15 protein-coding genes are annotated in these 19,510 nt (G+C 72.6%); 1 reads left to right on the top strand and 14 read right to left on the bottom strand.

Annotated elements, in window-relative coordinates:
• Nucleotides 1-28: 28 nt before the first annotated feature.
• The 6 genes from JNW98_RS25110 to JNW98_RS25085 form a co-directional block, all read right to left on the bottom strand.
• Nucleotides 29-928 carry an ABC transporter permease gene (locus JNW98_RS25110; protein ID WP_223770567.1) on the bottom strand — a complete coding sequence of 300 codons (900 nt, stop codon included), beginning with the start codon at nt 926-928 and terminating at the stop codon, nt 29-31.
• Nucleotides 915-1,880, bottom strand: coding sequence for an ABC transporter ATP-binding protein (locus JNW98_RS25105; RefSeq protein ID WP_223770575.1), 966 nt, complete (start codon nt 1,878-1,880; stop codon nt 915-917). Before JNW98_RS25105 ends, JNW98_RS25110 begins: the two co-directional genes overlap by 14 nt.
• Before the next feature lie 113 nt (nt 1,881-1,993).
• The gene (locus JNW98_RS25100; protein ID WP_223770566.1) at nt 1,994-3,295 is read right to left on the bottom strand and encodes a LolA family protein; all 1,302 of its coding nucleotides are present in this window, start codon (nt 3,293-3,295) and stop codon (nt 1,994-1,996) included.
• A gap of 774 nt (nt 3,296-4,069) precedes the next feature.
• Entirely contained in the window at nt 4,070-5,080 is a 1,011-nt protein-coding gene (locus JNW98_RS25095) for a polyprenyl synthetase family protein (RefSeq protein WP_223770565.1), read from the bottom strand.
• Between the two features lie 502 nt (nt 5,081-5,582).
• A complete protein-coding gene (locus JNW98_RS25090; protein ID WP_223770564.1) occupies nt 5,583-6,788 on the bottom strand; it encodes an FAD-dependent oxidoreductase in 1,206 nt (401 codons plus the stop codon).
• Nucleotides 6,789-7,178: 390 nt separating this feature from the next.
• Nucleotides 7,179-8,441, bottom strand: a complete 1,263-nt coding sequence (locus JNW98_RS25085) for a carboxylate--amine ligase (RefSeq protein WP_223770563.1) — start codon at nt 8,439-8,441, stop codon at nt 7,179-7,181.
• 305 nt (nt 8,442-8,746) lie between these two features.
• Between JNW98_RS25085 and fahA the strand changes: the two genes are divergently transcribed.
• Nucleotides 8,747-9,940, top strand: coding sequence for a fumarylacetoacetase (gene fahA, locus JNW98_RS25080; protein ID WP_223770562.1), 1,194 nt, complete (start codon nt 8,747-8,749; stop codon nt 9,938-9,940).
• A 162-nt stretch (nt 9,941-10,102) separates the two neighbouring features.
• On the opposite strand, the gene nuoN is transcribed toward fahA, so the two are convergent.
• The 8 genes from nuoN to JNW98_RS25040 all read right to left on the bottom strand — a co-directional run.
• Nucleotides 10,103-11,773: an NADH-quinone oxidoreductase subunit NuoN gene (gene nuoN, locus JNW98_RS25075; RefSeq protein ID WP_223770561.1), complete on the bottom strand. Its 1,671-nt coding sequence runs from the start codon at nt 11,771-11,773 to the stop codon at nt 10,103-10,105.
• Complete coding sequence (locus tag JNW98_RS25070) at nt 11,770-13,383, bottom strand: NADH-quinone oxidoreductase subunit M (RefSeq protein WP_223770560.1); 1,614 nt, start codon at nt 13,381-13,383, stop codon at nt 11,770-11,772. The genes nuoN and JNW98_RS25070 overlap by 4 nt, the downstream gene beginning before the upstream one ends.
• A gap of 2 nt (nt 13,384-13,385) precedes the next feature.
• Nucleotides 13,386-15,341 (bottom strand): NADH-quinone oxidoreductase subunit L, encoded by a 1,956-nt coding sequence (gene nuoL, locus JNW98_RS25065; protein WP_223770559.1) that lies wholly within the window; start codon nt 15,339-15,341, stop codon nt 13,386-13,388.
• A gap of 13 nt (nt 15,342-15,354) precedes the next feature.
• Nucleotides 15,355-15,654, bottom strand: a complete 300-nt coding sequence (nuoK, locus tag JNW98_RS25060; RefSeq protein WP_223770558.1) for an NADH-quinone oxidoreductase subunit NuoK — start codon at nt 15,652-15,654, stop codon at nt 15,355-15,357.
• Nucleotides 15,651-16,484, bottom strand: coding sequence for an NADH-quinone oxidoreductase subunit J (locus JNW98_RS25055; RefSeq protein ID WP_223770557.1), 834 nt, complete (start codon nt 16,482-16,484; stop codon nt 15,651-15,653). Before JNW98_RS25055 ends, nuoK begins: the two co-directional genes overlap by 4 nt.
• On the bottom strand, nt 16,481-17,086 hold the full coding sequence (gene nuoI, locus JNW98_RS25050; RefSeq protein ID WP_223770556.1) for an NADH-quinone oxidoreductase subunit NuoI: 606 nt from the start codon (nt 17,084-17,086) through the stop codon (nt 16,481-16,483). Before nuoI ends, JNW98_RS25055 begins: the two co-directional genes overlap by 4 nt.
• Nucleotides 17,079-18,446 carry an NADH-quinone oxidoreductase subunit NuoH gene (gene nuoH / locus JNW98_RS25045; protein WP_223770574.1) on the bottom strand — a complete coding sequence of 456 codons (1,368 nt, stop codon included), beginning with the start codon at nt 18,444-18,446 and terminating at the stop codon, nt 17,079-17,081. Before nuoH ends, nuoI begins: the two co-directional genes overlap by 8 nt.
• 71 nt (nt 18,447-18,517) lie before the next feature.
• Nucleotides 18,518-19,510 (bottom strand): molybdopterin dinucleotide binding domain-containing protein (locus JNW98_RS25040; protein ID WP_223770555.1); only part of this gene is annotated, 993 nt, incomplete at its 5' end.

Below are 19,510 nucleotides of genomic sequence, written 5' to 3'. Positions count from 1 at the left end.
GCCGTCAAGCCGTCAGGCCGTCAAGCCGTCAAGCCAGCACGTCCTTCGACGTGAACCGTGCCCACGCCGCCGACCCGAACACCGCCGCGTACAGCCCCTGGAGCCCCAGGTTCCGCCCGATCTGGTCCCAGTAGACCGGCTCCCGGAGCAGGTCGGAGAAGCTCAGCCAGTAGTGCGGGAACAGGTACGGCTGGATGGCGTGCAGCTGCGGGAACTGGTCCAGGATCTGCACCGTGATCAGCAGCCCCACCGTCGTCGCCATCGCCGCGATGCCGCTGCCGGTGAGCGTGGAGACGAAGAGACCGAGCGCCGCGACGCCGATCAGGGACGCGGCCACCACCCCGGCGACGGCCACGCCGCGCAGCAGCCCCTCGCCGAAGGACACCGTCGTCCCGCTGATCAGCGTGACGTCCCCCAGCGGGAAGAGGACAGCGCCAGCGAGCAGCGCGGAGCAGGCGACGACGAGGGTGGCCGCGAGGCAGAAGACCATCGTGCTGGCGAACTTGGCGAGCAACAGCCGGGTCCGCCCCGCCGGAGCGACCAGCAGGTAGCGCAGGGTGCCGCTGCCCGCCTCGCCCGCGACCGAGTCCCCGGCGATCACGCCGATCGCCATGGGCAGGAAGAAGGGCAGGGTCGCGGCGAGCGAGGCGAAGACGAGGAAGAGGCCGTTGTTGGTGATCTGGCTGACGAAGGCCGGTCCTTCGCCGCCGTCCCCGGTGCCGAACGAACCGCCCCCGTCGCTCGTCTCGATCTTGACGGCGATGCCGACGAGCAGCGGCACGGCGGCGAGCACGCCGAGCAGCGCCAGCGTGCGCCAGCGCCGGAAGACGGTGGTGATCTCGTTCCGGAAGAGGGACAGCCGCCAGGCCGCCCGCGGCGGACGGGCGGCGACGGGCGCGGCAGCCGCCCCGGGCTCAGCCCGCGACATCGAAGCCCTCCCCGGTGAGCGCGACGAACGCGTCCTCCAGCGAGACCCGTTCGGTGCCGAACGCGCGCACGCGGACGTCCGCCCGGACCAGGGCGGCGTTGAGGTCCGCGAGGTCGGGCGGCGGGGCGGCGGTGGGCAGTTCGCCGGTGACGCGGTCGTCGGCGACCACCAGATCGTTCACGCCGTGCTCCTTGAGGACGCGGACCGCGTCCGCCGTGTCGGGGGTGGTCACGGCCAGCCGGCCGCGGGTGGACGAGGCCAGGTCGGCGACCGTGCCCTGGGTGAGCAGCCGGCCGCGGGCCATCACCGCGGCGTGCGAGCAGACCTGCTCGATCTCGTCGAGGAGGTGGGAGGAGAGGAAGACGGTGGTGCCCTCGGCGGCCAGTCCCCGCACCAGGGCCCGGATCTCACGCATGCCCTGCGGGTCGAGCCCGTTGGTCGGCTCGTCCAAAACCAGCAGGTCGCGCGGCTGGAGCAGGGCGGCGGCCAGGCCGAGCCGCTGCTTCATGCCGAGCGAGTACGCGCGGGCCTTCTTCCCCGCCGCCCCGGCCAGGCCCACCCGGTCCAGGGCCGACGCCACCCGGGCGGCCCGCGTGCGCGGGTCGGCCGTGGGGTCGGCGGCGTCGTACCGGACGAGGTTGTCGCGGCCGGAGAGGAACCCGTAGAGGGCCGGGCCCTCGATGAGCGCCCCCACCCGGGGCAGCACCCGGCCGCCGGCCCGGGGCATCGGCTCGCCGAGCACCCGGGCCTGGCCGGACGTGGGTTCGATCAGCCCCATGAGCATACGGATCGTCGTCGTCTTGCCCGATCCGTTGGGACCGAGGAACCCGAACACGCTACCGCGCGGCACGACGAGGTCGAGGCCGTCCACCGCGAGCTGACCGCCGCGGTAGCGCTTGGTCAGCCCGCGTGTCTCGATGACCGGCTCCGGCTCCGGCTCCGACTCCGTCATCGTGTCCGTGTCCGTGTCCGTGACCGTCCCCGCCTCCGTCGCCATGTCCGTCACCGCGTCCGGCTCCGTCACAGGCCCCTCTCCCCTCCCCCGTACCGCTCACCCCACCCGTTCTACCGGGCCGAGTTCGCGGCCTTCAGCAGCGCTTCCTTGGTGACCGCGCCCGCGTACACCTTGCCGTCGTCCGTCAGCAGCACGTTCACCAGGCGGGTGCTGACGATCCGGCCGGAGCCGAACGAACCGGTGACCTTGCTGCCGAGGCTGTCGAGCAGCTTCTCGGCGTCCTTGGCGTGCTTCCCGTGCGCCCCGCCCTTCGGGCCGACGCCCTTGCCACCGGCTCCCATGCCGCCGCCCGCGCCCTTGCCCGCGTCGAGCTCGGCGACGGTGGCCCAGCCGGTGCCCGTCGTCTTCGGCGCGGACGCGGTGTCCGTGCCGGGAGCGGCCGGAAGCCGGCCCTTGCCGTGGCCGCCGTCCCCACCCGGCTTGCCCTCGGTCACCTTCGCGCCCTTCGGCGGGGTGAACGAGAAGGTGGAGGCGCTCGGCCGGTCGAAGGAGACCTTGGTGAAGGCCACGTCGACGGCCGCCTTGCCGCCGCCCTTCGGGGTGAGCGTGAACTTCAGCGGGACGCCGTTCTTCGCGTCCACGGCGATCCGGATCGTCCCGACGGTCGACTCGCTCTGCTTGGGCTTGAGGGTCAGCCGGTAGGCGTCCCGGCCGGCCACCTTGGCCGTGCCGTCGACCGCCACGTCGGTGGTGCCCTCCGCCGCGGCGAGGGCCTTCTTCGCGAGCTCCTGCGGGGAGGCGTCGGCGAGCCCGTCGGGCAGCTCGCGGCCCTTGCCCTTCCCGGGCGCGTTCTTGGGACCGGGCGCGTTCTTGGGAGCCGTCGCGTGGTACGCCGTGTTGCTGCCGCTGTCGTACGCCCAGACCTGATCACCGTTGCGGACGAGGCTGTACTCCGCGGCGCGTTCGACGATGGACACCCGCTGCTTGTCCGGGCCGTCCGCGGCGACGCGCAGCGTGTGCGATCCGGAGGCGAGTTCGGTGAGCTTGCCGGCCGGGTTCGCGTCGGCCTTGCCCTTGCCCTCGCCGCCGGCCTTGCCCATCGCCCCGCCGAGCGAGATGCCCGACGGGAGGGAGGGCAGGCCGAGGTCGGTGGTGACGCGGACCGAGCCGGACAGCCGCTGCACGTCCGAGGCGGCGACCTTGGCTATCAGCTCCTGGGCGGTGATCTTCGGCAGGTCGGGGTCGCCCGAGGTGGCGAGGGCCGAGCCGATGCCGATCGTGGCGGCGGCGACGCCGGCCACCGCGACGGGGACCGCGTAACGGACGGCCTTGCGGCGGCCGGCCCCCGAGGGCCCGGTGGCCCCGGCCGGCTCGTGGCCGTCGGCGCCGGGTGTCGGTTGGATCCGTGCCATGTGCTCTACCTCCGTCGTCTGCGGCGGTCTCTCGCGTCGTGCACTCGCCCGTCCCCAGGCTCATGGTGGCCCGACCGCTCGGTGGGGGCGCCGGAGCCGGCCGGGAGGGGCGTCCTCCCGTCGTCCCGCACGACTCCGTCCATTCCACCAACGCGCGGCGCTCCGGTCATCAGCCGCCGGACCCAACTCACGGTACCTCTCGGGTATGACAACCCCTAGGGGACGAACCGCCGCGAGGAGGAGCGGGGTTCCGCCGGGCGGTGAGCGCGTCCGGCACGCGGGGCCGTCCCGGCAACAATGGAGGGAGAACCGCCACTTGGGAATGCGGAATTCGTCCCGATTGAGGTTGGACGCTCGATGGCCGGTTCGCGACGTCGTCCCCCGGCGGCCGGTTCCCGTCGGTCCACGGCAGCACGCTCATCCCAATCGCGCCGGTTCCGCTCGACGCCGATCCCGTTCGCGCCGGTTCCGGTCGGCACCGGTCAGGATTGCATCGAGCCCGGTCGCGCCGGGCTCCTTCGGGCCGTCTCTCCTTCGGGCCGTCTCTCCTTCGGGCCGTCTCTCCTTCGGGCCGTCTCTCCTTCGGGCCGTCTCTCCTTCGGGCCGTCTCTCCTTCGGGCCGTCTCTCCTTCGGCACCGCCGCCCTCGCGGTGCCGCCGCCCTCGCGGTGCCGCCGCCCTCGCGGTGCCGCCGCCCTCGCGGTGCCGCCGCCCTCGCGGTGCCGCCGCCCTCGCGGTGCCGCCGCCCTCGCGGTGCCGTCGCCCCTTCGGCGCCTCAGCCCGCGCGGTGCACGACCGCGTCGCAGAGCTCTTCCAGCGCGGTTCTGGCCGGGCACGCGGGCAGCGGCGCCAGCGTGGCGCGGGCCTCCTCGGCGTACCGGACGGTGTCGCGGCGGGCCTGCTCCAGGGCCGGGTGGACGCGCAGCCGGCGCAGGACCTCGGCGAGCCGGTCGTCGTCGGAGAGGTCGCCGTCCAGCAGGGCGCACAGCTCCAGGTCGTCCGGGTCGCCGGTGGCCTCGGCCCGCGCCCGCAGGTGCAGGACGGGAAGGGTGGGGATGCCCTCGCGCAGGTCGGTGCCGGGGGTCTTGCCGGACTCGTGGGAGTCGCTGGCGATGTCGAGGACGTCGTCGGCGAGCTGGAAGGCGGTGCCGAGCCGCTCGCCGTAGTGGGTCAGGGTCTCCACGACGCGCTCGTCCGCGCCGGACATCATGGCGCCGTAGCGGCCGGCGACGGCGATCAGCGAGCCGGTCTTGCCACCGATGACGTCGAGGTAGTGCTCGATCGGGTCGCGCCCGTCGAGCGGGCCCGCGGTCTCCAGGATCTGGCCGGTCACCAGGCGTTCGAACGCCTCGGCCTGGATCCGGACGGCCTCGGGGCCGAGGTCGGCGAGGACCCGGGACGCGCGGGAGAAGAGGAAGTCGCCGGTGAGGACGGCCAGGGAGTTGCCCCAGCGGGCGTTGGCGCTGGGCGCCCCGCGGCGCATGTCCGCCTCGTCCATGACGTCGTCGTGGTAGAGGGTGGCGAGGTGGGTGAGCTCGACGACCACGGCCGAGGGCACCACGCCGGGCGCGTACGGGTCGCCGAACTGGGCGGCGAGCATCACCAGCAGCGGCCGGAAACGCTTGCCGCCGGCGCGGACGAGGTGCTGCGCGGCTTCGGTGATGAAGGGCACACCGCTCTTGGTGGCCTCCAGGAGGCCCTCCTCGACAGCGGCCAACCCGGCCTGGACATCGGCTTCAAGAGCCTGGTCCCGCACGCTCAGCCCGAAGGGCCCGACGACGGTCACGAGGGGTACTCCTGTCTGCCTGCGATCACGGGGATTGTCGATGTGTCGCTGTCTTCACCAAAAGTCAGCGTATCCGGTCGGTTGTGGATCACCGTGGGCGGCTGCCCGAACAGTGGCCCGTCACCGGCCCTCCCCGGGGCGTTTTGTCCCCTTCTTCGCGGCTTCCCCTCGACTGCTTCCCGGCCGATTTCCGGGCCGGCCCCCGCCCGCTCGCGGCCCGCTCCGGCGGCCCCCGCCCGTCGAATAGGGGCCGGACGGGCCGGAATCAGCCCGTCCGGCGACTGGACGGAGGGGGGTGGACGGAGGCGGCGGGGGCGGCCGGGAACGGGCGGGCGCGGACCGGGGGCGACAAGAAGCGGAAGTGTCGACTCCGGGCCTTTTCGTCCCCGCCGCCCTCCCCGCCGTTCTCTCCCACTCCCTCCCGCCTCGAACACCACCTCCGTGTGATCGGTGTGACGAGAAGTGCCCCCTGTGGGGGACACCACCCGGCGGTCACGGCCCGTCAGAGCGCCGCCACCGCCCGTGCCAGCCGCGGCGACGCGTACGTCGTCCCGCAGACGAACCGCATCACAGGGCCGTAGCTCGCCGCCGCCGGCAGGCCCGTGAAGAAGAGCCCGGGGACCGACGACTGGTACCCCGCGCCGAGGCGGGGACCGCCGGCGCTCGCCGCCAGCCGGGCGCGGACGGTGTCGCCGAGGAAGTCCAGGGCGGCCAGGTCGACCTGGTAGCCGGTGGCGGCGATCACGTGGTCGGCGGCGAGCTCGCTCTCCGCCCCGCCGACGGCCCCGGCCAGCGTGAGCACCGGGCGGCCCTCCACCAGCCGGGCCCGGACGATCCGCTTGCCCTCCGTGACCTGCACCCGGCCCACGAAGCGCTCGCGCAGCCACCAGGCGCCGAGCGGCCCGAGGACCCGGCGGACCAGGTACTCGCGGGTGCTCGGGGGCAGCCGGCGGAAGCCGTCCGCGTGGTAAGAGAACGCGTACAGCGACCAGGCCCGCCCGAACGGGGTGTCCGGCTTCAGCGGCGACTGCCCGTCCGGCGCCGCCCCGAACCGGACCGCCCCGCGCCGCCGGGCGACGACCCGCACCGAGGCGGCGCCCGCCTCCGCGAGCAGGACGGCGGTCTCCAGGGCGGACTGGCCCGCGCCGATCACGGCGACGTGCCGGCCGGCGAAGCCGGTCAGATCGCGGTGGTGCGAGCTGTGCGAGAACGGGCCGCCCTCGGCCGGGCCGTCGGGCACCGCCGCGGCCAGCTCGTCGGGCACCCGGGCCAGCCCGCTCAGGCCGGTGGCCACCACGACCGCGCGGGCGGCGAACTGCTCGCCGGAGTCCAGCTTGAGCTCGAAGCCGGGACCGCCCTGGCGCCGCTCCACGGACTTCACCCGCACCTGCTCGAGCCCCGGCACCAGCCGCTGCTGGAACCACTGCCCGTACGCCGCGAACGTCTCGACGGGAATGATGTCCCAGTCGGACTCGTAACGCCGCTCCCCCGCCTCCACGCAGTAGTCGAGCAGCGTGTGGCCGGGCTGCGGAGCGTCGATGTCCGAGGCCGAGGGGGTGGATTTCAACAGCATCCCGACGGGCATGTGCTCCCGCCAGCTCACCATCGGCGAGCCGAAGACGCGCGTCGGAACGCCGCGCGCCTTCAGATGCGCTGCGGTCGACAGGCCGTAGGGGCCGGCCCCGATGACTGCTACCGGAAGTGTCACGTGTCCCCTCCCAGGGCGTTTCCCGGCCCGCGCCCGCGGGGCCGGTCTGCTGCGTCACCTCCGCGTACGCGGCGCGTACGCGGGAATTGCGGGGTGGAACGGGGGTGGGTGTGGTGCGGGGGTGGGTGTGGTGCGGGGGTGGGTGTGGTGCGGGGGTGGGTGTGGTGCGGGGGTGGGTGTGGTGCGGGGGTGGGTGTGGTGCGGGGGTGGGTGTGGTGCGGGGGTGGCACGGCGGCCGGCGTGGTCGTCCTCGCAGGCGCGGTCCCCCCCTCGGCCCCACGGCCACCCTCGGCCCCACGGCCACCCTCGGCCCCACGGTCACCCCCGGCCACCCCCGGCCGTCCTGAGCCGTCCGTCTCCGGCCGGAGCCCGGGGCCGGGCCCCCGCCCGTCACTCCGTCCGCTCGGCCACGACGGTCGGCGGGGCGGCCGCCGCCCGGGCGGCGGCCGCGTGGGCGCGGCGCCGGGAGCGCCACATCTGCCACAGGTGTCTGGTCCCGGGCCGGACGAGCCGGGCGAGCATGGTCAGGAACGGTTTCATGTCGTCCCGCGCGGCCCAGGCGAGCTCCGTGCCGTTGGCGCGGGCGGGCGCGTGCGGGGTGGTGTAGCCGCTGCGGCGGTACGCGGCGAGGGCGGGCAGGTCGATGTTCTCGACGACGAACCGCCGGCCGGTCAGCTGCTCGCCCTCGGGGACCGCCCGCCCGGTGAGGTCGAGGTGCTGGGCGCGGACGACGTCTATGCCCGCCTCGCTCTCGAAGAGCCGGAACTGGGCGCCCATCCGGGGGTTGAAGTCGAGCAGCTTGTACCGCCCGTCGCGGCGGTCGAACCGCCAGTCGAGGTCGACGATGCCGCAGAAGCCGATCTGCTTGATGAACTGGGCGGAAATAGCCGCCAGTTCGGGGTTGTCGACGACGTAGGCGTTGGCGGTCATGCCCGCGTGCGGCGGCCAGGAGCGCACCTTGACGCCGGTGAACAGGGCGCGCGGCGCGCTGTCGGCGTCGAAGTAGGCGTGGACGATCCAGTCCTCGGCCTCCTCGCGCGGCAGGTACTCCTGGAGGATCACACCGGGCGCGGGCCCCCACTCGCGGGCCAGCTCCAGCAGCCGGCGGGCGTCGGCGATCCGGGTCGTCCCGGCCACGGCCGGCCGGCGGCGGCGCTCGAACGCCTCGCGGTTCTTGGCCACCACGGGGAAGACGGCGGTGCCGGCGTACTTCTCGATCTCCTCGTAGGTGGCGGGGAACAGCGTCGCGGGTGCCGGCACCCCGTGCTCCACGCACAACTCGTACAGCCCTTGCTTGCTCGCCAGCCGCCGGGGCAACTCCCGTTCCACCGGCGGGAAGAGGAACGGGCCGGCCAGCGCGTCCGCGTGCTCGGCGATGAGCACGGCCGCCTCCTCGTCGGTGGGCAGCAGCACGGTCGGACGGCCGATCCGCTCGCCTATCCGGAGCAGGCCCGCCACCAGCTCCCCGGCCCGTTCGGTGCCGGTCGTCGGCCAGACGAAGCCGGCGCTCAGATATCGCGAGACGGCCGCGGGAGTCCACCGGTCCTCGGTGATCGCGTACATCGGTACGCCGAGTCTTCCGAGGCTGCGGATCGCCCCGACGCCGCCATGGTGCAGGGGATAGTCACCGAACTTCACGATCAACCCGGGCACTGACCGGTCCGCCGATACGGACGCGCTCCTGCTCGCCACCAGCTCCCCCCTCGGCCACCCCGCCTCAGCGGCCCCCCACTGTGTGTGACCCGACTTAGGACGCTACTTCGGAATCATCGCCTCCAGCAAGGAGTTACCGGACATTGCCCTACCTTTTCCCCGCTTTAGAACACCGTTTCCCAGGGCGGGAACGGCCCTCGAACAGCTCTTGCCCGTCGGCCGTCAACCCGTAATGTGTGGCTCCCGTGCATCCGACGTGCATGGTGACGTGCATTCCGAGTGGAGAAGGCGAGGCCGCGAGACCCATGCCCCAGCACAGCCCCCACGAACTGCCCGAAGGAGACCCCTTCGGCGCGGACGCACTCCCCTATGGCGTCTTCACCACCCCGAACGCCCCCGACCACCCGCGGATCGGCGTGCGCTACGGCGCGTACGTGCTCGACGCGGCGACCGCCGCCGCCGAGCGCGGGTCCGCGTACGCCGATCTGCTGGACCAGCCGGTCCTCAACCCGCTGATGGCCGCCGGGCGCCCGGTCTGGCAGGCGGTCCGCGCCGAGATCCGCGGCATGCTCGACGACGGGACCCTGCCCGGCGGCCACGCCCATCCGCTGGACGAAGTGACCCTGCACCTGCCGTTCGAGGTCGCGGACTACGTCGACTTCTACGCGAGCGAGCACCACGCGACCAACGCGGGGCGCATCTTCCGCCCCAACGGCGAGGCACTGCCGCCGAACTGGAAGCACCTGCCCATCGGTTACCACGGGCGCGCGGGCACGGTCGTCGTCTCGGGCACGGACGTCGTACGCCCCCAGGGGCAGCGCAAGGCGCCCGACGAGGAGCTGCCCTCGTTCGGCCCGTCCCGGCGGCTGGACATCGAGGCCGAGGTCGGCTTCGTCGTCGGCACCCCGGCACCGGCCCGGACGCCCGTGCCGCTGGACGCCTTCCGCGACCACGTCTTCGGCGTCTGCCTCGTCAACGACTGGTCCGCGCGCGACATCCAGTCCTGGGAGTACGTGCCGCTCGGCCCGTTCCTCGGCAAGTCCTTCGCGACCTCGGTATCCGCCTGGATCACCCCCCTGGAGGCCCTCGACGCGTCCCGCGTCGCGCCCCCGCCCCGCGACTTCCCGCTGCTCCCCTACCTCGACGACGCGGACGCCCCCGAGCCCGGCGGCATCGACATCCGCCTGGAGGTCCGCATCAACGGCGAGGTCGTCTCCCGCCCGCCCTTCTCCGCCATGTACTGGACGGCCGCCCAGCAGCTCGCCCACATGACCGTGAACGGCGCCTCCCTCCGGACCGGCGACTTCTACGCGTCCGGCACGGTGAGCGGCCCGGAGTCGGACCAGCTCGGCTGCCTGCTCGAAATCACCGCCGGCAAGGGCCCGTTCCTCGCGGACGGCGACGAGGTCCTGCTCACAGCCTGGGCCCCGGGCCCGAACGGCGCCCGGATCGGCCTCGGCGAGGTGGCGGGCCGCGTGCTTCCCGCCGGGAGCCGGTAGGGGGGTCCCCAGGCCCGCCCCTTCCCGTTTCTTGCGGGGGCGGGCCTCGCACCCGAAACCGCGCTCCGCGCGGTTGCCCTCAAGCGCCGGACGGGCTGATGCAGCCCGCCCGGCGCTTGAGGACGAGCGGCGAAGCCGCGAACAAAGGGGGCTGGGGCACCCTCAGCGCACGAACACCCCCGCGTCCCCCGCCAGATCCAGGAAGTACTGTGGCGCCACGCCGAGCACCAGCGTCACTACGACTCCCACCCCGATCGCCACCGACGTCAGAGGGCTCGGGACGGCGACCGTGGGTCCGTCCGCGCGCGGCTCGTTGAAGAACATCAGGACGATCACTCGGACGTAGAAGAACGCGGCGATGGCCGAGGACACCACACCCACGATCACCAGCGGAGCGCCGCCGCTCGCGGCCGCGGCCTTGAAGACGGCGAACTTGCCGGCGAAGCCGCTGGTCAGTGGGATGCCGGCGAAGGCGAGGAGGAAGACGGCGAAGACGGCGGCGACGAGGGGGGAACGCCGGCCGAGGCCGGCCCACTTGGACAGCTGGGTCGCCTCGCCGCCGGCGTCCCGGACCAGGGTCACGACGGCGAAGGCGCCGAGGGTGACGAAGGAGTAGGCGGCCAGGTAGAAGAGGACGGAGGAGACGCCGTCGGGGCTGATGGCGATGACGCCGGCGAGGATGAAGCCGGCGTGGGCGATGGACGAGTAGGCGAGGAGCCGCTTCACGTCCGTCTGGGTGATGGCGACGATCGCGCCGACCAGCATCGTCAGGATGGCGACGCCCCACATGACCGGCCGCCAGTCCCAGCGCAGCCCGGGCAGGACGACGTACAGCAGCCGGAGCAGGGCGCCGAAGGCGGCGACCTTGGTGGCGGCGGCCATGAAGCCGGTGACGGGCGTGGGGGCGCCCTGGTAGACGTCGGGCGTCCACATGTGGAAGGGCGCGGCGCCGACCTTGAAGAGCAGGCCCATGAGGACCATCGCGCCGCCGATGAGCAGCAGCGCGTCGTTGCCCGTGGAGGAGGCGAGGGCCGGCGAGACGGTGCGGACGGTGCCGTTGACGACGTCGGCGATGCCGGAGTAGGTGACGGTGCCGGCGTAGCCGTAGAGCAGGGCCACGCCGAAGAGGAGGATGGCGGAGGAGAAGGCGCCGAGGAGGAAGTACTTGACCGCCGCTTCCTGGGAGAGCAGCCGCTTGCGGCGGGCCAGCGCGCACAGGACGTACAGCGGGAGGGAGAAGACCTCCAGCGCGACGAAGAGGGTCAGCAGGTCGTCGGCGGCCGGGAACACCAGCATGCCGGCGACCGCGAACAGCAGCAGCGGGAAGACCTCGCTGGTGGTCCAGCCGGCCTTCACCGCCTCCTGTTCGGCGTCGCCGCCGGGGACGGCGGCGCCCTGGGCGGCGAACGAGTCGACGGGACGGCCGTGCGCGGCGGGGTCGAGCCGGCGTTCGGCGAAGCCGAGGGCGGCGACCAGGGCGACGAGGAGGATCGTGCCCTGGAGGAAGAGGGCCGGGCCGTCGACGGCGACCGCGCCCATCGCCGCCACGTGCGCCTTCCCTGTCGCGTAGCCCTTGGCCGCGAGCGCGACGACGGCGGCGAACGCGGCGGCGAGTCCGACGACGGTGATCGCCACCTGGGCGAGGTGGCGGGACCTGCGCGGCAGGAACGCCTCCGCGAGGACGGCCACCACGGCGGCGCCGAGGACGATCAGCACCGGTGAGAGCTGGGCGTACTCGATGTGCGGTGCGGGGATCTTCCTCGGGGCGTCGGCGAGGACCGCCGACACGGACGAATCCGTCCACAGGCTGTGGACGGCGGCTGCTCGGCTCACTTCGCGCCCTCCGCGGTGCTCACCCGGACATCGGGCCGGGGGTCGGTCTTGTGGACCTGGGACATGGTGTGTTCGACGGCGGGGTCGAGGATCCGCGTCACCGGCTTCGGGTAGACGCCCAGGAAGAGGAGCAGGGCGATCAGCGGGGTGACGACGACGAGTTCGCGGGCCCGCAGGTCGGGCATGCCCCGCACGGACTCCTTCACCGGGCCCGTCATGGTGCGCTGGTAGAGCACCAGGACGTAGAGCGCGGCGAGGACGATGCCGACGGTGGCGATCGCGCCCGCCACCGGGTAGCGGGTGAAGGTGCCGACCAGGACCAGGAATTCGGAGACGAACGGCGCCAGGCCGGGCAGCGAGAGCGTGGCCAGGCCGCCGATCAGGAAGGTGCCCGCGAGGACCGGGGCGACCTTCTGCACCCCGCCGTAGTCGGCGATGAGCCGGGAGCCGCGGCGGCTGATCAGGAAGCCCGCGACCAGCATCAGCGCGGCGGTGGAGATCCCGTGGTTGACCATGTAGAGCGTGGCGCCGCCCTGGCCCTGGGTGGTCATCGCGAAGACGCCGAGGATGATGAAGCCGAAGTGGGAGATCGAGGCGTAGGCGATCAGCCGCTTGATGTCACGCTGGGCGACGGCGAGCAGGGCGCCGTAGAGGATGCTGACCAGCGCCAGCGCGATGATCACCGGAGTGGCCCACTTCGACGCCCCGGGGAAGAGCTGGAGGCAGAACCGCAGCATCGCGAAGGTGCCGACCTTGTCGACCACGGCGGTGATCAGGACGGCCACGGGCGCGGTGGCCTCGCCCATCGCACCGGGCAGCCAGGTGTGCAGCGGCCAGAGCGGTGCCTTGACGGCGAAGGCGAAGAAGAAGCCGAGGAACAGGGCGCGTTCGGTGACGGTGGCGAATTTGAGGTCGCCGGAGGACCGGGCCTGGACGATCTCCTGGAGCGAGAAGGTGCCGGCGCCCAGCTGGTCGGCGGTGACCGCGTACAGGCCGACCACCGCGGCCAGCATGACGAGCCCGCCGGCGAGGTTGTAGAGGAGGAACTTCACGGCGGCGCGCGAGCGGCGGGCCGCCGCCTCGCCCGCGTCGGCGGGCTCCCCGGTCCGGTCCCCGAAGCCGCCGATGAGGAAGTACATCGGGATGAGCATGGCTTCGAAGAAGACGTAGAAGAGGAAGACGTCGGTGGCCTCGAAGGAGATCACCACCATCGCCTCGACCATCAGGATCAGGGCGAAGAAGCCCTGGGTGGGCCGCCAGCGCCGGTCCGCCGCCGCGGTCTCCAGCGGCTCGGCGTCGTGCCAGCCGGCCAGCAGGACGAACGGCACGAGCAGCGCCGTCAGGGCGACGAGGACCACGCCGATCCCGTCGACGCCCAGTTCGTAGCGGACCCCGAAGTCCGCGATCCAGGCGTGTGATTCGGTGAGCTGGAAGGTCTTCCCGTCCGGGTCGAAGCGGGCGAGCTGGACGGCGGCGAGGCCCAGGGTCGCCAGGGCGAAGAGGAGCGCGAGCCACTTGGCCGCCTCGCGCTTGGCGGCCGGGACCGCCGCGGTGAGGACCGCGCCCGCGGCGGGGACCGCGGCCGTCGCGGTGAGCAGGGGAAATGACATGATCAAACCGCCCTCATCAGCAGGGTCGCGGCGATCAGCACCGCCGCGCCGCCGAACATCGAGACCGCGTACGACCGCGCGTAGCCGTTCTGCAGCCGGCGCATCCGGCCGGAGAGGCCGCCGACGGTGACGGCGGTCCCGTTGACGGCGCCGTCCACCACCGTGCGGTCGATCGCCTCCAGGCCGCGGGTGAGCTGCTCCCCGCCGCGTACGAGGACGATGTGGTTGAAGTCGTCCTGGAGCAGGTCGCGGCGGGCCGCCCGGGTGAGGAGCGAGCCGCGGGGCGGGGTGACGGGGACGGGCTTGCGGCCGTACTGGGCCCAGGCGAGCGCGACGCCGACGACGAGGACGGCCATGGTCGCCCCGGTGACGGTGAGCGCGCTGACCGGGGAGTCGCCCTCCTCATGCCCGGTGACGGGCTCCAGCCACTTCAGGAAGGTGTCGTTGAGGGTGAACAGCCCGCCCGCGAAGACCGATCCGACGGCGAGCAGGATCATCGGGATCGTCATCGACTTCGGCGACTCGTGCGGGTGCGGGAGCTCCCCGGCGCCGTGCGTCCCGTCGCCGTGCTTCTCCGCGGCGGGCTCTGCGCTCGGCCGGTCCGGCGACGGGGCCGGGGCCCAGCGCTTCTCACCGAAGAAGGTCATGATCATCACGCGGGTCATGTAGTACGCGGTGATGGCCGCGCCGAGCAGGGCCGTGCCGCCGAGGATCCAGCCCTCGGTGCCGCCCTTGGCGAACGCCGCCTCGATGATCTTGTCCTTGGAGAAGAAGCCCGACAGGCCGGGGAACCCGATGATGGCGAGGTAGCCGAGTCCGAAGGTGACGAAGGTGACCGGCATGTAGCGCCACAGGCCGCCGTAACGGCGCATGTCCACCTCGTCGTTCATGCCGTGCATGACCGACCCGGCACCGAGGAACAGCCCGGCCTTGAAGAAGCCGTGGGTCACCAGGTGCATGATCGCGAAGACGTAGCCGATCGGGCCGAGCCCGGCGGCGAGCACCATGTAGCCGATCTGCGACATCGTCGAACCGGCCAGCGCCTTCTTGATGTCGTCCTTCGCGCAACCGACGATCGCACCGAAGAGGAGCGTGACCGCCCCGACCGTGACCACGGCCAGCTGGGCGTCCGGCGCCCCCTCGAAGATCGCGCCGGAGCGGGTGATCAGGTAGACGCCGGCGGTCACCATGGTGGCCGCGTGGATCAGGGCGGAGACCGGGGTCGGGCCCTCCATTGCGTCCCCGAGCCAGCTCTGCAGCGGCACCTGGGCGGACTTGCCGCAGGCGGCGAGGAGGAGCATCAGCCCGATCGCCGTCAGTTTGCCCTCGCCCGCCCGGTCCGCGTCGCCGAGCACCGGGTCGAAGGCGAAGGTGCCGAACGTGGTGAACATCAGCATGATCGCGATGGACAGGCCGACGTCGCCGACGCGGTTGACGAGGAACGCCTTCTTGGCGGCGGTCGCGGCGCTCGGCTTGTGCTGCCAGAAGCCGATCAGCAGGTAGGACGCCAGGCCGACGCCCTCCCACCCGACGTACAGCAGCAGGTAGTTGTCGGCCACGACGAGCAGCAGCATCGCGGCGAGGAAGAGGTTCAGGTAGCCGAAGAAGCGGCGGCGCCGCTCGTCGTGCTCCATGTACCCCACGGAGTACAGGTGGATCAGCGTGCCCACGCCCGTGATCAGCAGGACGAAGGTCATGGACAGCTGGTCGAGGTGGAAGCCGACGTCGGCGCGGAAACCGCCGACCGGCACCCACTGGAAGACGGTGACGTCCAGCGCGCGGTCCTCGGCGTCGCGGCCCAGCATGTCGGCGAAGAGCACGGCGCCGAGGGCGAAGGAGACGGCCGCGAGCAGGGTGCCCAGCCAGTGGCCGACGCGGTCCAGGGCCCGGCCGCCGCAGAGCAGGATCCCCGCCCCCAGCAGGGGCGCGAGGACGAGCAGTCCGATGAGGTTCTCCATTGGCGGCGTCCCCTTACAGCTTCAGCAGACTGGCGTCGTCGACCGAGGCCGAGTGGCGGGCGCGGTAGACCGAGACGATGATCGCGAGTCCGACGACGACCTCGGCCGCGGCGACGACCATCGTGAAGAAGGCGATGATCTGGCCGTCGAGGTTGCCGTGCATCCGGGAGAAGGTGACGAACGCCAGGTTGCAGGCGTTCAGCATCAGCTCGACGCACATGAAGACGACGATCGCGTTCCGCCGGACGAGCACCCCGACGCCCCCGATGGTGAACAGCAGGGCGGACAGGTAGAGATAGCTGACCGGGTTCACTTGACGGCTCCCTTCCGGTCCTCGTCGCCGTCGCGCTCCAGCCACTCGCGCGACCGCTGCTCCAGCGCCGCGAGGTCCGCGAGCGCCTCGCCGGAGACGTCCCGCACCTGGCCGCGGGCGCGGAGCGTCGGGCTGACGCTGAGCTCGGACGGGGTGCCGTCCGGCAGCAGGGCGGGGATGTCGTTGGCGTTGTGCCGGGCGTAGGTGCCGGGCGCGGGCAGCGGCGCCACGTGGGCGTTCTCCCGCACCCGCTGCCGCGACAGCTCCTTCTGGGTGGCGGCCCGGCGGATGCGCTCGCGGTGGGTGAGCACCATGGCTCCGACCGCGGCGGTGATCAGCAGGGCGCCGGTGATCTCGAAGGCGAAGACGTACTTGGTGAAGACCAGGGCGGCGAGCCCCTCGACGTTGCCGCCGGAGTTGGCCTGGCCGAGCCCGTCGAAGTGGTGCAGCGAGGCGTTGGCGATGCCGGCGACCAGCAGGATGCCGAAGCCCAGCCCGCACAGGGCGGCCAGCCACCGCTGGCCCCGGATGGTCTCGCGGAGCGAGTCGGCGGCGGAGACGCCGACGAGCATGACCACGAAGAGGAACAGCATCATGATCGCGCCGGTGTAGACGACGATCTGCACGATGCCCAGGAAGTAGGCGCCGTTGGCGAGGTAGAACACCGCCAGCACGATCATCGTCCCCGCGAGGGAGAGGGCGCTGTGCACCGCCTTCCTCATCAGCACCGTGGCCAGCGCGCCGCCCGTGGCGACGACCGCGAGGATCCAGAACTGGACGGCCTCGCCGGTGGAGGTGACGGAGTCCCCGGCCGCGATCACGCCGTTCACGCCTCCACCCCCTCGGACGCGGGCTTCTCGCCCTTGCTGACCGCCACTTGGCGCTCGGTGCCGGGCGCCGCCTCGGTCACCAGCCCCCGGTAGTAGTCCTGTTCGGTCATGCCGGGGAAGATCGCGTGCGGGGAGTCGACCATGCCGTCCTCCAGGCCGGCGAGCAGCTCCTCCTTGGTGTAGATGAGCGATTCCCGGCTCTTGTCGGCGAGTTCGTACTCGTTCGTCATGGTGAGCGCCCGGGTCGGGCACGCCTCGACGCACAGCCCGCACAGGATGCAGCGCAGGTAGTTGATCTGGTAGACGCGCCCGTACCGCTCGCCCGGCGAGTAGCGCTCCTCGTCCGTGTTGTCCGCGCCCTCGACGTAGATGGCGTCGGCCGGGCAGGCCCAGGCGCACAGCTCGCAGCCGATGCACTTCTCCAGGCCGTCCGGATGGCGGTTGAGCTGGTGCCGGCCGTGGAAGCGCGGCGCGGTGGGCTTCTTGTACTCCGGATACTGCTCGGTCAGCCGCTTCTTGAAGACGTCCTTGAACGTCACCCCGAAACCGGCCACGGGGTTCTTGCGGGGACGCGGGGCGCCCTCGCGGGCAGACTCAGGCACCGCCGGCCTCCTTTCCGTCACGAGGTCCACGAGGTCCACGAGATCCGTCGGACTCGTCACTCAGAGTATGCACCCCACCACTGACAGAGACCTCGCTGAGCTCCCGGTCCCGCCGTGACCTGCGGCGCGGCACCGGCGGCAGCGTCTGCCCGGGCAGCGGCGGGACGGGGTAGCCGCCCGCCAAGGGATCGAAATCGCCGTCGCCGTCGGGCACTTCGCGCCCCGGCTCGCCCCGGCCCCGGAAGAGGTCGGCGACGAAGGAGACCAGCAGGATCGCGACGACCGCGCCCGCGACGTAGAGGACGATCGACTGGAAGTCGTAGTCCTCGTTCCGCAGCGCCCGCACGGTCGCCACGAGCATCAGCCAGACCATCGAGACCGGGATGAGGATCTTCCAGCCCAGCTTCATGAACTGGTCGTAGCGCAGCCGGGGCAGGGTCGCGCGCAGCCAGATGAAGAAGAACAGCAGCAACTGGAGCTTGATGACGAACCAGAGCATCGGCCACCAGCCGTGGTTCGCGCCCTCCCAGAAGGCCGAGACCGGGTACGGCGCCCGCCAGCCGCCCAGGAACAGCGTCACCGCGACCGACGAGACCGTCACCATGTTCACGTACTCGGCGAGCATGAACATCGCGAACTTGATCGACGAGTACTCGGTGTTGAAGCCGCCGACCAGGTCGCCCTCGGACTCCGGCAGGTCGAACGGCGCCCGGTTCGTCTCGCCGACCATCGCGACGATGTAGACGATGAAGGAGACCGGCAGCAGCAGCACGTACCAGCGGTTGTGCTGCGCGTCCACGATCGCCGAGGTGGACATCGAGCCGGAGTAGAGGAAGACCGCGGCGAACGACAGCCCCATCGCGATCTCGTAGGAGATCATCTGGGCGCAGGAGCGGAGACCGCCGAGCAGCGGGTACGTGGAGCCGGAGGACCAGCCGCCGAGGACGATCCCGTAGATGCCGACGGAGGCCGTGGCCAGGATGTAGAGGACGCCGATGGGCAGGTCGGTGAGCTGCATCGTGGTCCGGGTGCCGAAGATCGACACCTCGTCGCCGGCGGGCCCGAACGGGATCACCGCGATCGCCATGAACGCCGGGACGGCCGCGACGATCGGCGCCAGCACGTACACGACCTTGTCGGCGCGCTTGACGACGATGTCTTCCTTCAGCATCAGCTTCACACCGTCGGCCAGCGACTGGAGCATCCCCCAGGGGCCGTGCCGGTTGGGGCCGATGCGCAGCTGCATCCAGCCGATCAACTTGCGTTCCATGACGATCGAAACCAGCACCGTCAGCATCACGAACGCGAAGCAGAAGACGGCCTTGACGACCACCAGCCACCAGGGGTCGTGGCCGAACATCGAGAGGTTCTCGACGGCCAGGCCGAGCGGGGAGCCGGGCTCCCCCGGCCGGACCGCGTCCACGGCGGGGATCACGACAGCACCTCCGGTCCCTCGGGGTCCCCGCCGGGTGCGATGCGCACGGCCTCCCCGGGGCGCGCCCCGGTGTCGGAGGCGACGCCGCCGCCCGTGGAGTTGAGCGGGAGCCAGACCACCCGGTCCGGCATGGGCGTGATCAGCAGCGGCAGCCGGACGGTGCCGGCCGGTCCGGTGACGGCCAGCGGCTCGCCGTCCACGACGCCCGTCTCGGCCGCCGTCGCCGGGGAGAGGCGGGCGACGGCCGGGTGCCGGGTGGCGGCCAGGGCGTCGTCGCCGTCCTGGAGCCGGCCCTGGTCGAGCAGCAGCCGGTGGCCGGCGAGCACGGCCTCGCCCGGGCCCGCGGTGGGCACCGGGCGGGCGGGTTCGGCGGGATCTGCGGCGCGGGCGCCGGTCCAGCGGCCCAGCCGGGCCAGTTCGGCGCGCGCCGCCCGGACGTCGGGCAGCCGCAGCGGCACGGCCTGCTGCGGACCCGCCGCCTCCGCGGCCATCGCGTCGGCGAGCAGGTGCAGGACGCGCAGGTCGGGCAGGACGTGCCGACGGACCATCTGGTCGGGCTTGAGCGCGGCCTCGAACGGGCGGGCCCGGCCCTCCCAGTCGACGAACGTCCCGGACCGCTCGACGACGGCCGAGACGGGGAAGACCACGTCCGCCCGGTCCGTCACCTCGCTCGGCCGCTGCTCCAGCGAGACCAGGAAGCCGACCGCGTCCAGCGCTTCACGCGCCCGCCCGGGGTCCGGCAGGTCGGCGGGCTCCACCCCGGCGACGAGCAGGGCGGCCAACTCGCCGGTGGCGGCGGCCTCGACGATCTGACCGGTGTCCCGGCCCGTGCCGCGCGGCAGCTCGGGCAGGCCCCAGACGGCGGCCGTCTCCTCACGGGCGCGCGGATCGGTGGCGGGCCGGCCGCCGGGCAGCAGCCCGGGCAGCGCTCCCGCCTCGACCGCGCCGCGCTCCCCGGCCCGGCGCGGGATCCACACCAGCCCGGCGCC

The sequence above is a fragment of the Streptomyces huiliensis genome (genome assembly GCF_020037025.1).
In the GTDB taxonomy this organism is placed as follows: Bacteria; Actinomycetota; Actinomycetes; order Streptomycetales; family Streptomycetaceae; genus Streptomyces; species Streptomyces huiliensis.
This window is presented reverse-complemented; position numbering and strand designations above follow the sequence as displayed.